The organism is Leisingera sp. XS_AS12, assembly GCF_041224635.1.
Taxonomy (GTDB): Bacteria; Pseudomonadota; Alphaproteobacteria; order Rhodobacterales; family Rhodobacteraceae; genus Leisingera.
Genome location: NZ_JBGFGM010000108.1, coordinates 1 through 12,062, shown reverse-complemented (window position 1 = coordinate 12,062; position 12,062 = coordinate 1). Strand labels below are relative to the sequence as shown.

Annotated in this window: 13 protein-coding genes and 1 pseudogene; 9 read left to right on the top strand and 5 right to left on the bottom strand. The window is 60.3% G+C overall.

All coding sequences use genetic code 11. From position 1 onward, the window contains the following. Window positions 1–136: 136 nt before the first annotated feature. The 3 genes and pseudogenes from AB9K35_RS15275 to AB9K35_RS15265 all read right to left on the bottom strand — a co-directional run bounded on the left by AB9K35_RS15275 (window position 137) and on the right by AB9K35_RS15265 (window position 1,793). Window positions 137–562, bottom strand: a complete 426-nt coding sequence (locus AB9K35_RS15275) for a TIGR01244 family sulfur transferase (protein WP_369927339.1) — start codon at window positions 560–562, stop codon at window positions 137–139. Window positions 563–691: 129 nt separating this feature from the next. Continuing rightward, window positions 692–874: pseudogene (locus tag AB9K35_RS15270) on the bottom strand (YeeE/YedE family protein); the annotation flags it as partial. A 55-nt stretch (window positions 875–929) separates the two neighbouring features. Continuing rightward, entirely contained in the window at window positions 930–1,793 is an 864-nt protein-coding gene (locus AB9K35_RS15265) for an MBL fold metallo-hydrolase (RefSeq protein ID WP_369927337.1), read from the bottom strand. Between the two features lie 251 nt (window positions 1,794–2,044). Between AB9K35_RS15265 and AB9K35_RS15260 the strand changes: the two genes are divergently transcribed. Continuing rightward, on the top strand, window positions 2,045–2,260 hold the full coding sequence (locus AB9K35_RS15260; RefSeq protein WP_222453731.1) for a hypothetical protein: 216 nt from the start codon (window positions 2,045–2,047) through the stop codon (window positions 2,258–2,260). 85 nt (window positions 2,261–2,345) lie between these two features. On the opposite strand, the gene AB9K35_RS15255 is transcribed toward AB9K35_RS15260, so the two are convergent. Then, complete coding sequence (locus AB9K35_RS15255; RefSeq protein ID WP_222453730.1) at window positions 2,346–2,564, bottom strand: hypothetical protein; 219 nt, start codon at window positions 2,562–2,564, stop codon at window positions 2,346–2,348. A 197-nt stretch (window positions 2,565–2,761) separates the two neighbouring features. Here AB9K35_RS15255 and AB9K35_RS15250 point away from each other — a divergent pair, with 197 nt between their 5' ends. Continuing rightward, window positions 2,762–3,025, top strand: coding sequence for a DUF2312 domain-containing protein (locus AB9K35_RS15250; RefSeq protein WP_222453729.1), 264 nt, complete (start codon window positions 2,762–2,764; stop codon window positions 3,023–3,025). A 76-nt stretch (window positions 3,026–3,101) separates the two neighbouring features. Here AB9K35_RS15250 and AB9K35_RS15245 read toward each other — a convergent pair whose 3' ends face one another. Then, entirely contained in the window at window positions 3,102–4,466 is a 1,365-nt protein-coding gene (locus AB9K35_RS15245) for a hypothetical protein (protein WP_369927334.1), read from the bottom strand. 237 nt (window positions 4,467–4,703) lie between these two features. Between AB9K35_RS15245 and AB9K35_RS15240 the strand changes: the two genes are divergently transcribed. The 7 genes from AB9K35_RS15240 to preA all read left to right on the top strand — a co-directional run bounded on the left by AB9K35_RS15240 (window position 4,704) and on the right by preA (window position 11,966). Beyond that, on the top strand, window positions 4,704–6,113 hold the full coding sequence (locus AB9K35_RS15240; RefSeq protein WP_369927332.1) for a UbiA family prenyltransferase: 1,410 nt from the start codon (window positions 4,704–4,706) through the stop codon (window positions 6,111–6,113). Then, window positions 6,110–6,532: a GtrA family protein gene (locus AB9K35_RS15235; protein WP_369927330.1), complete on the top strand. Its 423-nt coding sequence runs from the start codon at window positions 6,110–6,112 to the stop codon at window positions 6,530–6,532. The genes AB9K35_RS15240 and AB9K35_RS15235 overlap by 4 nt, the downstream gene beginning before the upstream one ends. Further along, the gene (locus AB9K35_RS15230) at window positions 6,529–7,857 is read left to right on the top strand and encodes an FAD-binding protein (protein WP_369927328.1); all 1,329 of its coding nucleotides are present in this window, start codon (window positions 6,529–6,531) and stop codon (window positions 7,855–7,857) included. Before AB9K35_RS15235 ends, AB9K35_RS15230 begins: the two co-directional genes overlap by 4 nt. Continuing rightward, window positions 7,854–8,591 (top strand): SDR family oxidoreductase, encoded by a 738-nt coding sequence (locus tag AB9K35_RS15225; protein ID WP_369927326.1) that lies wholly within the window; start codon window positions 7,854–7,856, stop codon window positions 8,589–8,591. The genes AB9K35_RS15230 and AB9K35_RS15225 overlap by 4 nt, the downstream gene beginning before the upstream one ends. 108 nt (window positions 8,592–8,699) lie before the next feature. Beyond that, window positions 8,700–9,098, top strand: a complete 399-nt coding sequence (locus AB9K35_RS15220) for a RidA family protein (RefSeq protein WP_369927324.1) — start codon at window positions 8,700–8,702, stop codon at window positions 9,096–9,098. A gap of 173 nt (window positions 9,099–9,271) precedes the next feature. Beyond that, window positions 9,272–10,606 carry an NAD(P)-dependent oxidoreductase gene (locus tag AB9K35_RS15215; RefSeq protein WP_369927322.1) on the top strand — a complete coding sequence of 445 codons (1,335 nt, stop codon included), beginning with the start codon at window positions 9,272–9,274 and terminating at the stop codon, window positions 10,604–10,606. 55 nt (window positions 10,607–10,661) lie between these two features. Further along, on the top strand, window positions 10,662–11,966 hold the full coding sequence (gene preA, locus AB9K35_RS15210; protein ID WP_369927320.1) for an NAD-dependent dihydropyrimidine dehydrogenase subunit PreA: 1,305 nt from the start codon (window positions 10,662–10,664) through the stop codon (window positions 11,964–11,966). Window positions 11,967–12,062 lie beyond the last annotated feature (96 nt).

The window sequence follows — 12,062 nt, the reverse complement described above, 5'->3', positions numbered from 1 at the left end:
GGTGCGCTGTGCCCGGGATCCGCATGTGGGTGCTTTGCCCGGAACACGGCAAGCCAGCTACCGCATAAATCAGCCTAGGGCAAAGCGGGCGCGCACTAACTGGCCGCGCCGAAAGGGCGAGGCCAGTGATTTGACGTCAGCTGCTCGCCAGGCTTTCCAGCGTTGGGCGCAGCCCGTCGAGCTGATAGCCAGCAGCCTGTGTCCGCGACAGAATTTCCTCCGTCGGCAGATCACTTGCCTGGCTCAGCGCCCAGACCACTGAACAGCGGGTGCCGGATGCACAATAGGCCAGAACCGGCCCTTCGCAGTTCTCGTAAAGCGCACGCTGGCGCGCCACCTTCTCAGGCGTCATCGTCTGGTGGGTCAATGGCAGCACTTCAAAGTGCAGACCCAGCTCTTTGGCCGCGGCACCGATGGTTGCGGCGTGATGGCTGGGGGGAACTTCCTCATCCGGGCGATTGCAGATCACCGTCTTGAAACCGGCGGCAACAATAGCGGGCAGATCTTCGACCGAGATCTGCGGCGAGACCGAGTAGCGGGGGGTGATTTCACGTGCTTCCATGATGTGTCTTTACGCGGTTGTTTGCTGCCGGTCCAGATACCGGTTGAAGACTTGGGCGACAATCATGCCGCAGGCCATAGCGGCAAAGAAAGCGCGCCCCTTCAACCATCGCCGTGATCAAGCGCAGCATCAGACAAGCGCCCAGAGGTGGTGGGCAACCGCGAGGGGCATTACACCTGCCAGAATGTAGAATACCGTGGCAACAATCCCCCGCCACGACAATCATGAAATGCCGCAGACGCCGTGGCCGGACGTGCAGCCGTTTGCCATCTGTGTGCCGAGGCCGATCAACAGGCCGACGAGTCCGATCATCAGGCCGCCAGCCAACGCGCAGATCCAGTCCATTTGCGTGGCAGTCTCCGTCGTGTCAGATTTTGTTGATGGGGATCTTCAGGAATACGTCGCCCTGTTCGTCGGGTTCTGGCATCTGGCCTGCCCGCATGTTGACTTGCAGTGAGGGCAAGATCAGCCGCGGCATGCCCAGAGTGGCATCGCGGGCATCGCGCATCTCCACGAACTCCTCGAGGCTGCGACCTTGCCCGATGTGCACGTTCAGCGCCTTTTGCTCACCGACTGTGGTTTCCCAGGCGTAATCGCTCCTGCCGGGCGCTTTGTAGTCGTGTCCGACAAAAATCCTAGTGTCATCGGGCAGGGCGAGGATCTTCTGGATGGAGCGGTAGAGCTCTGCCGAGGAACCGCCGGGGAAGTCGCAGCGGGCCGTGCCAAAGTCCGGCATGAACAGTGTATCGCCCACAAACGCGGCGTCGCCGATGACATAGGTCAGGCAAGCGGGCGTATGGCCCGGCGTGTGCAGAACCTCACCACGCAACTGGCCGATCATGAAGACATCGCCTTCGCGAAACAGGCGGTCGAACTGGCTGCCATCGCGCTGGAATTGCGTGCCTTCGTTAAAGACTTTGCCGAAGGTGTCCTGCACAACAGTGATCTGCTCACCGATCCCGATCTTGCCCCCGAGCTGCTCTTGCAGGTAGGGGGCGGCTGACAGGTGGTCGGCATGGACATGGCTCTCCAGGATCCAATGCGTCTGCAATCCGCGCGCCTCGACCCAGGCGACGATTTCATCAGCCGATGTGGTGGCCGTGCGTCCGGCAGCCTGATCGTAGTCCAGAACCGCGTCGATGATGGCGCAGGCGCTGCCTTCCGGTTCCTTTACTACGTAAGAGACCGTGTTGGTGGCCTCGTCAAAAAAGGCCTTAACTTCGGGGGTCATTGGCGGCGCTCCCTCGTGCCTGAAGTGGGGTAGGTTTTCATATAACATTTTTGGAATATGTTTCAAGCGCGACCTTTGCGCCGCGAAGAAACTTATGGTGCCGGTTGTCTGCGTGCTGCATCCCGCAGCAGACCGTGCCGAGTCGCGTCCAAGCCTGCTTAAATTCGCGGCATTAGCGAGCGTTTTTACCCGAGTTTTGCATTGTTGTCGCATAAATCTGGCATACTCCCTGCAGGTAGGGAGGATTGAACATGACAAACGAGGATCTGTTGCACCGCGCCCGGTCGCTAGAGGCGAGCATTCTCGGCGCGGATGGGGCTGTTCGCATGGCTCTGCGCCCCGAATTCAGTCGGGTCGTCGACCGTTTGCGCCAGAACGGTGCCGCGGTTCCAGGGCGTTTGCGCCGTCTGGAGGCTGCACTGGTTCAGGACGCTGTCGAGGAAATGTTCGACAACATCCCGGTCTGAACACTAGCGTCCATTGATCTTCTGCTGTGCTACCAGATGGTTGCGCGTGGTCGCTTGGCTTTGATCACGTCTTGATGACGCATGCTCAGCCGAGGAAGATTCCGACCATGACCAGCATCAGGCCAAGGACCGACAGCAGCAACGCGCCGAGGTTGTAAGGCAGCACGGATTGGACGACGGCCCGCATGGCTTCGTCATCCAAGCTGCGGCGTCGCGCGCGGGCCACTTTAATGATGCACCACAGCAGCCCAATCAAACCGGCGATGGACAATGCGGCTCCGGCCCAGACGATGAAATCGAACATGTTTATTGCTCCTGCGCGTGACGCGCAGCGCCTAGCCGATCCTGCTCAGGAGCGCAAGTCAGCTGCACCTCCCAGACGCCCATGCGGTTCTGAGCGGGAAATCCCTCTCGACGCCTTTGCCGGCTTGCGGCGCAGCGGGCGGGGCGCTATCCCCTTGCGCTGACAGCAACTGACAGCAAGTGCCGACGGAGCCGCAGATGGATATGACCGAAGACGAGAAAAGCGAAAACTACCGTGTGACAGCCGGCGAACTGCGCCAGTTCGTGGAACGGTTTGAGCGGCTGGATGAGGAAAAGAAAACCATCGCCGAGCAGCAGAAAGAGGTCATGGCAGAAGCCAAGGGTCGTGGTTATGACACCAAGGTGCTGCGCAAGATCATTGCCCTGCGCAAGCGCGATGAAAATGATATCGCCGAGGAAGAGGCGGTACTTGAAATGTATAAAGAAGCCTTGGGCATGTAAGCTGCCTGATGCTCGCCCGGTGCCGATTGCCGGGCGGGCCTCAACTGGGCCCGGCCTTGTGCGGGATAGACGACTGCTAGCGATTTGACCAACGCCGCAGTCGCGATACAGCTTCGATAGCGACCACCGAATAGAGCCCCCAGAACAAGGGATGCAGCGTGTAGCGCATGCGTTCCTGTTCTGGTCCGTTGACCGCGTGGGCGAGGCCAAGAAACAGCACGACCGACAGAAGCATCACCTGAAAGAACGCGCGCTGTGTTTGGGTCGGCGCGCGGCGGGCCAGTTCGGCAAGCGCGATCAGTGCGAACAGATTGAGCGCCAGCGTCAAAAAACGCGACAGGCTGGGCGGGATGACGATCAAGTTGTCCGCAGTCAGCTCACGATAGGTATCCGGGATTTTCGGAAACCGATTCCAGTTCAGCGGTGGAAACAGATACTCGTTCGGCCAGAGCGACAGGCTGGTTGCCGTTCGCACCACAGCGCCTCTAACATATGCTAGCGGCTGGTCGCTGATCACGTCCAGGGACCGTTTCAGGCAATCCTTGGAATAGGGGATCATTCGCGGATCGTTCAATGCAGTGCCGATATGCACTCCGATCAGGTCGTGGGTCTCGGCAAAGGTCTTGAAGGAACAGCCTTCGACTGGTGACGGCGCGACTTGGGACACGTTCAGCCCCAGCCAACTGCCGGAGCTGAACATTCCAAACACCATCTTGTTCTTCACCGATGGAAGCAGGGCAACCGCCAGCGTCAGTGCAAGGATGCTCACGCGCAGTGGCGTTGCTCCGGCCTTTGCCAACAGAAGCCCTCCGACCAGCAGGATGTAGATCGGATGAAAGAGGGTCCAGATCAGCGACAGTATCGCTAGGAACGCGCAGAACAGCGCGAAGTAGCGGCTTTTACCGGTTTTCAACAGCAGCAGTGCGGCAAGGCATGAAAACGCGAAGAATGCAGCCGTAACATGTGCGTATTGGATGAAGTTCTCGTAGTAGAAAGCCGCAGGCGTTAGCGCATAGCTGAGGGCCAGCAGGACCGCTATCCTGAGTGAGCAGGTGAGCAGCCGCAAGCTGACATAGAGCGTCGTCGCGGTTGCGACTGTCAACACTACATGTACCTGCCAGATCAGCCGGATCATGCAGGGCGCTTCAGCCGCACAGGCCTTGGCAACGACCCCAAGGAAAAAGTTCCACAAAGGCGGTTGGGAATGCAGGTTTAGCAGAGCGCCTGACAAGTCGTCGTGGAGCTGTCGAATTGAAAGGTGTTGGTAAGCGGTTTCCAGGTGCACGGGGTCTGGCAGGATCTGGAGCCCATATGCAGCCATCAGCCTGGTGCTGGCCACAAGCCCCGCAAGGATAATAACGACGACCAGGGTTTCACGGATCAATCTGCCGTGCGGCAGGGCCGCAGAGTTTCGGGAGGTGTCGATTTGCGCGAATGCCATGCCTGTCCTCGGTCTTTTGCGTCTTATACCTGATCGTCCGCGTCCAGGGAATTGGCTGCCGCGTGCGACCGCACCGCGTGGGCTTGTTCGCAACACTTGTCGGTGTGGGCTGGGCATGGGGGGCGAGCGCCTAGTCAGGCCTGACCTGCGCTGGTAGAAGCAATCCACCGAAAGAGCTTATACTTTGGTTGACCTGATTTGACGACACAACCTTCGCCTGAGGCCGGTCAGCCCGGCGTGCTCGCCGTTGACCTCGACGGAACCCTTTTGCGCAGCAACATGCTGCATGAAACTTTCTGGTCCTCGTTCGGGCGCAACTGGAAAAGCCCTTTTACCGCGGCGCATGCGCTGTTGCGGGGACGTGCTGCTCTGAAACGGCATTTGGCCCAGACCGGCCGCGTGGACGTCACGACCTTGCCATATGACGCCGAGGTGCTTGCCTACGTGCAGGCTTGGCGCGATCGCGGGGGGCGAACGGTGCTGGTTACTGCCACGGACCAGGCCGTTGCTGAACGGATTGCTGCACACCTGAATCTTTTTGACGAGGTGCACGGCACGGGTGACGGGCGAAATTTGAAGGGCTCGATCAAGGCAGACTTTTTGCAAAAACGCTTTGGGGATCGTGGCTTTTCCTACGCGGGGGACGCCTATGCGGATGTGCCGGTGTGGCAAGTGGCGGAGAAGGCTATAACGGTGAATGCAGTCCCCAAGCTGCGCCAGAAGTCCGAGGCCGTGGCACGCAGCACTGAGCATCTGACCACAGGCGCGCCAACAGTGCGTGCTTATGCCCGTGCCGTGCGGCCGCACCAGTGGTTGAAGAATATCCTCGTGTTCCTGCCGATGCTGGCGGCGCATCAGCTTGAGGTGCCGACGATAGGGCAGGCGCTTCTGGCCTTTTTGAGCTTCAGCCTGATCGCTTCCAGCGTCTACGTGGTGAATGATCTGCTTGATCTCGGGGCCGATCGGGCACATCCGCGCAAGCGGCACCGACCTTTCGCGGCAGGGACTATCCCCATCGAACATGGGATCTGGATGGCGGCTGGGTTGTTTGCGTCCGGGCTGGCTGCGGCGGCACCGTTGGGGTTGTCGTTTCTGCTTGTTGTCTTGCTTTATTATTCTATGACAACAGCCTACTCGCTGTACTTCAAGCGGCGCATCGTGATGGACATATGCCTGCTGGCAGGGCTGTACACTATTCGCATAATAGCCGGCGGTGCTGCCACCGGGATTGAATTGTCGGTCTGGCTTCTGGCGTTTTCGATCTTCTTTTTCTTTTCCCTCGCGGCGGTCAAACGCCAGGCCGAGCTGGTTGATAGCGCTCGCCGCAAACAACTCACGGCGCGTGGGCGGGGGTATCATGTCGACGATCTTCCGATGATCTCGATGATTGCGATTGCGTCGGGATATGTATCGGTGCTGGTGCTGGCACTATATGTGAATTCGCCTACGGTGGCAGCGCTCTATGCAACGCCGCAGGGGTTGTGGGGGATCTGCGCGGTCTTGCTCTATTGGATCACCAAGACCGTTATGCTGGCGCATCGCGGCCAGATGCAGGACGATCCGGTGGTGTACGCGGCGCGGGACAGGGGCAGTCAGCTGTGCTTTCTTCTGACACTTGGGCTCGCGGTCTGGAGCAGCGCGCTGTGATCGCTAAGAAGCTCTTGCTCCTGTATGCCAGTTTTGCCGTGCTATCGACGGGCGTCAATCTGGCTGTGCAACGTGTCGTCCTGATATGGGGCGCGGGCTCAGGTATGCTCATGCTTGCGATGGCTTGCGGCACGCTTTGCGGTCTGGTGGTGAAATACCATCTGGACCGGCGTTGGATTTTTAAGGACCAGGGGCGCGGCGCTGCACATCATGGGCGGACCTTCTTTCTGTATTCGCTGATGGGGGTAGCGACCACGGCGCTGTTCTGGATCACTGAAACCGTGTTCTGGCTGACCTGGGGCACCGATGCGGCTCGCGAGGCCGGGGCAATTCTTGGCCTCGCGGCCGGTTACGCCGCGAAATACCAATTGGATCGCAAGTACGTGTTCAGCGGATCGGCCATGGAGACAGATCGGTGACACATCTGGCAGGCTGGGGCAATTTCCCCGTGAAAGAGACGACTTTGCTGGCGCCACGGAGCGAGCATCAGCTTATTGACCTGCTGGCCAGCAATCCGTCGGTGATCGCCCGTGGAAACGGTCGTGCCTATGGCGACAGTGCCATTGGCGCCCCAACCACTGTGCATATGCGTCATTTCAACAAGATGCTGGCTTTCGATGCGAATACCGGCCTGCTGGAGGCGGAAAGCGGCGTGTTGCTGGGCGACATTATCGCAGCTGTCTTGCCACGTGGGTGGTTCCCGCTTGTTGTGCCGGGCACGAAGTTCGTGACGCTTGGCGGTGCGATCGCCGCCGATGTGCATGGCAAGAACCACCACCGCGATGGAAGTTTCCGCAATTGTCTGGTCTGGATCGATGTGCTCGGGGCGGACGGCGTGGTTCGCCGTTGTTCACCGGAACAGAACCTTGAGATGTTCGACTGGACAGCGGGCGGCATGGGCCTGACCGGGATCATTCTGCGCGCCGCAATTCGACTGAGGCGGGTGCCTTCGGCATGGATCCGTCAGCAAACCTTGCCTGCGGTGGATCTCGGGGATGCAATGCAAGCCTTGGAGCGTTCGGTTGACGCTTCCTATTCGGTTGCCTGGATAGACTGTCTTGCCAGAGGTGCGCAATTGGGGCGGTCGGTCGTGATGTTGGGCGAACACGCAACCCCAGAGGAATTGCCGCCCCAGCAAGCGGCGCAGCCCTTAACGGCGCGACGAGTGAGCGGCCGACCTTTGCCGCGGCCATTTCCGTCCTTCCTTTTGAACCGCTACAGCGTAAGGGCCTTTAACGCCGCGTACTATTGGGCCGGGCAACGGCGGGCAGAATTTCAGATCGCTGATTGCGACAGCTACTTCTTTCCGCTCGATGCGCTGTTGGGCTGGAACCGGATTTACGGACGCAAGGGGTTCATGCAGTTTCAATGCGTGCTGCCGCCGGATCAGGCGTCGAACGGCCTGCGGGCACTGCTGGAGGAAACCTCAAGCGCCGGGCAGGGTTCATTCCTGGCGGTGCTCAAACGGTTGGGCCCGGGCGCGGGGCCGTTTTCCTTTCCGATGGAGGGCTACACGTTGGCGCTTGATTTCCCGGTCAGCCGCCGCAGCCTTGCGCTGATGGAAAGGCTCGACCGGATTACCCTGGCCCACGGCGGTCGTTTTTATTTGGCCAAAGACAGTCGAATGTCTGCGGATGTGTTGCGCCAGTCGGATTCACGTGTCGAGGCGTTCAAGGAAATGAGGCAGGCGGGCGGGCTGAGCGGCCGGTTTCGTTCCGCCCAGTCGCAAAGGTTATCGCTATGACGAAACTCCCGGTCCTGATCCTCGGGGCGCGTTCAGATATCGGGCTTGCCGTCGCGCATGCCTTTGCTGCTGAAGGTTATCCGGTGCAACTGGCCGCTCGCAATGCGGATGAATTGTCGGCAGCGAAAAACGATCTGGAATTGCGTTACGGGCAAAGCGTAACCCTGCATGAGTTCGATGCGCTTGCGCTCGCAGATCATGCCGGGTTCATCGACAGCTTGCCGCAACTTCCGGGGATCGCGGTCTGTGCTGTGGGGTTCATGGGGGAGCAGTCCGCCAGCGAGGCGGATCCAATAGTCGCCACCGAGGTTCTACGGAGCAATTTCGAAGGCCCAGCCAGTATCCTCGCTCATCTTGCCAACCGTTTCGAGGAACGTGGCAGCGGTGTGTTGGTGGGCATCAGCTCTGTGGCCGGAGAGCGCGGACGGGCAACAAATTATATCTACGGTAGCGCCAAGGCAGGGTTTACCGCCTTTCTCTCCGGTCTGCGCAACCGGTTGGCTGGGGCGGGGGTGCATGTGGTGACGGTACTGCCGGGGTTCGTTGCCACCCGGATGACCGAAGGCATGGACCTGCCCGCGAAGTTGACCGCCCAGCCCCAAGAAGTCGCGAGCGCCATTGTCAGGGCGACACGCAAGCGCCGAAATATCATCTATGTTCGCCCGATCTGGCAGTTGGTGATGGCAGTAATCCGCAACATCCCGGAACCAGTGTTCAAGAAACTCAAGCTTTGAGCGCGAGGCGGGCAGGGACGCAAAGTTTTAAGCTTGAAATAAATTCCGCTCCTCCGCTATGGTCGCCAGCAACCTGTCTAGGACCAGTTGCAAGGAAGGAATCCCGTCATGCCGGCTATCAGCGTGCATCCCGAAGGATGGAAACCCGCCAAAGGTTATGCAAATGGCATGGTGGCCGAGGGCCGTCTGCTGTTTGTGGGGGGGCAGATCGGTTGGACCGCCGATCAGTTTTTCGAAGCGCAGGACTTCATCGGACAGATGAGCCAGGCGCTGCGCAACATTCTTGAGGTGGTCGAAACCGCTGGCGGTCGCGCCGAGGACATCACGCGACTGACCTGGTATGTCACCGACAAGGCGGAATATCTGGCCAACCAGGCCGAGGTCGGCAAGGCGTACCGGGAGGTTATGGGGTACCATTTTCCGGCCATGACCATGGTGGTTGTGTCTGCCTTGGTCGAAGACGAAGCCAAGATCGAGATCGAAGCGACCGCAGTGCTGCCCAACTGAGGCACGGCGCCGCGGGCGACTGATCTTTAAAAATGCAATTGTTTCAGCGTGATACGGGCCGCCCTTTGAGGGTGGCCATTTTTTGTGCTGCCGCAGAAAATTTTACCAGTTGATAAAAAACCGAACTGTGGCACTCTGGAGGGCAAGAAAACATAAAAACAGGGAGACACCCAATGGCGACCAGCCATCAGGCATCCGGAATTCAGGCCGCGCGCTTGGACGCGGCTGGAATTGCCGAAAACTTCTCGGATCTGCATCCCCCGTTCGACGCGCATGAGGCTGCCGTGGCGGCCGATCGCTGTTACTTCTGTTTTGATGCGCCTTGCATGACGGCCTGTCCGACCAGCATCGACATTCCGCAGTTCATCCGCGAGATTCAGGCCGGGCATCCCGAAAGCGCTGCCAAGACCATTCTTGATCAGAACATCCTCGGCGGCATGTGCGCGCGCGTCTGCCCGACCGAAACCCTGTGTGAAGAGGCCTGCGTGCGGGAGGCTGCCGAAGGAAAGCCCGTCGAGATCGGTCGCCTGCAACGCTACGCAACCGACAGGGTGATGGAAAAGAACGCGCATCCATTTACTCGTGCAGAGGCTACAGGAAAGCGGATCGCCGTGGTCGGAGCCGGGCCAGCGGGACTTGCGGCCGCGCATCGTTTGGCCATGCTTGGGAATGACGTGCAAGTGTTTGACGCGCGGGAAAAGCCGGGCGGTCTGAACGAATTCGGAATCGCGGCCTACAAGGCCACCGATGATTTCGCGCAGCGAGAAGTGGACTGGCTGCTGCAGATCGGCGGCATTACAATGCAATATGGCCAGAAGCTTGGCGCGCAAATCTCGCTGGATGAGCTGAAGGAGCAGTTTGACGCGGTCTTCCTGTCGATCGGTCTGGCGGGCGTGAACGCGCTTCGGGCCGAGGGAGAGGACCTGAAAGGGGTGCGCGACGCGGTGGAATTCATCGCCGATCTGCGCCAGGCGGATGACCTGACCACATTGCCGGTGGGGCGCAATGTGGTGGTCATCGGTGGTGGCATGACGGCGGTCGATGCCGCCGTGCAGTCAAAACTGTTGGGCGCGGAGAACGTCACCATCGCCTATCGACGCAGCCGCGAAGAGATGGGCGCCAGCCGATTTGAACAGGACCTCGCCGCCTCCAAGGGGGTGAAGCTCATGTTCAACGTGATGCCGGTGGCGATCCATGGCGAAGAGGCCGTGTCCGAGATCGAACTGGAATATACCGAGGTCTCAGGCGGCAAAGTGACGGGAACCGGGGAACGGTTTCGGCTTGTTGCCGACCAGGTGTTCAAGGCGATCGGTCAAACGCTGGAAGGCCAACCGGATGCGATCGCGCTTGAAGGTGGCAGGATCAAGGTTGATGCCAATGGGCGCACCTCGGTCGCGGGGGTCTGGGCCGGGGGCGACTGTGCCTCGGGCGGCGAGGACCTGACCGTAACGGCCGTTGCCGAGGGTCGCGATGCGGCGATGGACATTCACTCCAGCCTGATGGGCTGAGCCAGCTCGGGTGTGGACGTTCTGCACCCAAGCTCGCCTTAAGAGGAGAGATCAAATGGCTGATCTGACAACAGAATTCCTTGGGATCAAGTCCCCGAACCCGTTCTGGCTGGCCTCGGCGCCGCCCACCGACAAGGAGTATAACGTCCGTCGCGCCTTCGAGGCCGGCTGGGGCGGCGTGGTCTGGAAAACGCTGGGCGCCGAAGGCCCACCGGTCGTCAACGTGAACGGTCCGCGTTATGGCGCGATCTGGGGGGCCGACCGCCGCCTGTTGGGGCTTAACAACATCGAGTTGATCACTGACCGCCCCTTGCAGACCAACCTCGAGGAGATCACCCGGGTCAAGAAAGACTACCCGGACCGCGCCGTGATCGTGTCGATCATGGTGCCCTGCGAGGAGCAGGCCTGGAAGGACATCCTGCCGCAGGTCGAGGCCACCGGCGCCGACGGGATTGAGCTGAACTTCGGCTGCCCGCACGGCATGGCCGAGCGCGGCATGGGCTCGGCCGTGGGGCAGGTGCCGGAATACATCCAGATGGTCACCGAGTGGTGCAAGAAGTATTACTCCAAGCCGGTGATCGTGAAGCTGACGCCGAACATCACCGACATTCGCCACCCGGCGCGCGCGGCACATGCTGGCCACGCCGACGCCGTGAGCCTGATCAACACGATCAATTCGATCACCTCGGTCGATCTGGACAACATGGCACCGGAGCCGACCATCGGCGGCAAGGGCACCCACGGCGGTTATTGTGGTCCGGCGGTGAAGCCCATCGCGCTGAACATGGTGGCGGAAATCGCGCGAGACCCGCAGACCCGCGGCCTGCCGATCTCTGCCATCGGTGGGGTGACCACCTGGCGTGACGCGGCTGAATTCATGGCAATGGGGGCAGGCAACGTGCAGGTCTGCACTGCGGCAATGACCTATGGGTTCAAGGTCGTTCAGGAAATGATCTCGGGGCTGTCGAACTGGATGGATGAAAAGGGGTACACCTCCACGCAGGACTTCATCGGCATGGCGGTGCCGAATGTGACCGACTGGCAGTATCTGGATCTGAACTACGTCACCAAGGCGCGGATCAGCCAGGACGACTGCATCAAGTGTGGCCGCTGCTACGCCGCCTGCGAAGACACCTCGCATCAGGCGATCGCGATGAGCGAGGACCGGGTGTTCACGGTGAAGGACGACGAATGCGTGGCGTGCAATCTGTGCGTGAACGTCTGCCCGGTCGAGGGCTGCATCACGATGGAGGAAGTGCCTGCCGGTCAGATTGACGAGCGCACAGGGCAGGTCGTCTCGGGTGAATACGCCAACTGGACCACGCATCCCAACAATCCCTCAACCACTGCAGCGGAGTAGTTTGCCGAGGTTTGGCCTGAGGTTCAGCGCGATCCGGCGGCGCTCCCGCCCGTCGTCGACCTCCTGTTCAGGAGATGCTCCTCCCGTTGGGCCCGG

Excerpts from the sequence above, each read along its gene's own strand:
- AB9K35_RS15215 (WP_369927322.1), top strand. The coding sequence starts at position 9,272 with ATGGCGACCAGCCATCAGGCATCCGGAATTCAGGCCGCGCGCTTGGAC.
- AB9K35_RS15225 (WP_369927326.1), top strand. The coding sequence starts at position 7,854 with ATGACGAAACTCCCGGTCCTGATCCTCGGGGCGCGTTCAGATATCGGG.
- AB9K35_RS15255 (WP_222453730.1), bottom strand. The coding sequence starts at position 2,564 with ATGTTCGATTTCATCGTCTGGGCCGGAGCCGCATTGTCCATCGCCGGT.
- preA (WP_369927320.1), top strand. The coding sequence starts at position 10,662 with ATGGCTGATCTGACAACAGAATTCCTTGGGATCAAGTCCCCGAACCCG.
- AB9K35_RS15275 (WP_369927339.1), bottom strand. The coding sequence starts at position 562 with ATGGAAGCACGTGAAATCACCCCCCGCTACTCGGTCTCGCCGCAGATC.
- AB9K35_RS15250 (WP_222453729.1), top strand. The coding sequence starts at position 2,762 with ATGGATATGACCGAAGACGAGAAAAGCGAAAACTACCGTGTGACAGCC.
- AB9K35_RS15220 (WP_369927324.1), top strand. The coding sequence starts at position 8,700 with ATGCCGGCTATCAGCGTGCATCCCGAAGGATGGAAACCCGCCAAAGGT.
- AB9K35_RS15265 (WP_369927337.1), bottom strand. The coding sequence starts at position 1,793 with ATGACCCCCGAAGTTAAGGCCTTTTTTGACGAGGCCACCAACACGGTC.
- AB9K35_RS15245 (WP_369927334.1), bottom strand. The coding sequence starts at position 4,466 with ATGGCATTCGCGCAAATCGACACCTCCCGAAACTCTGCGGCCCTGCCG.
- AB9K35_RS15260 (WP_222453731.1), top strand. The coding sequence starts at position 2,045 with ATGACAAACGAGGATCTGTTGCACCGCGCCCGGTCGCTAGAGGCGAGC.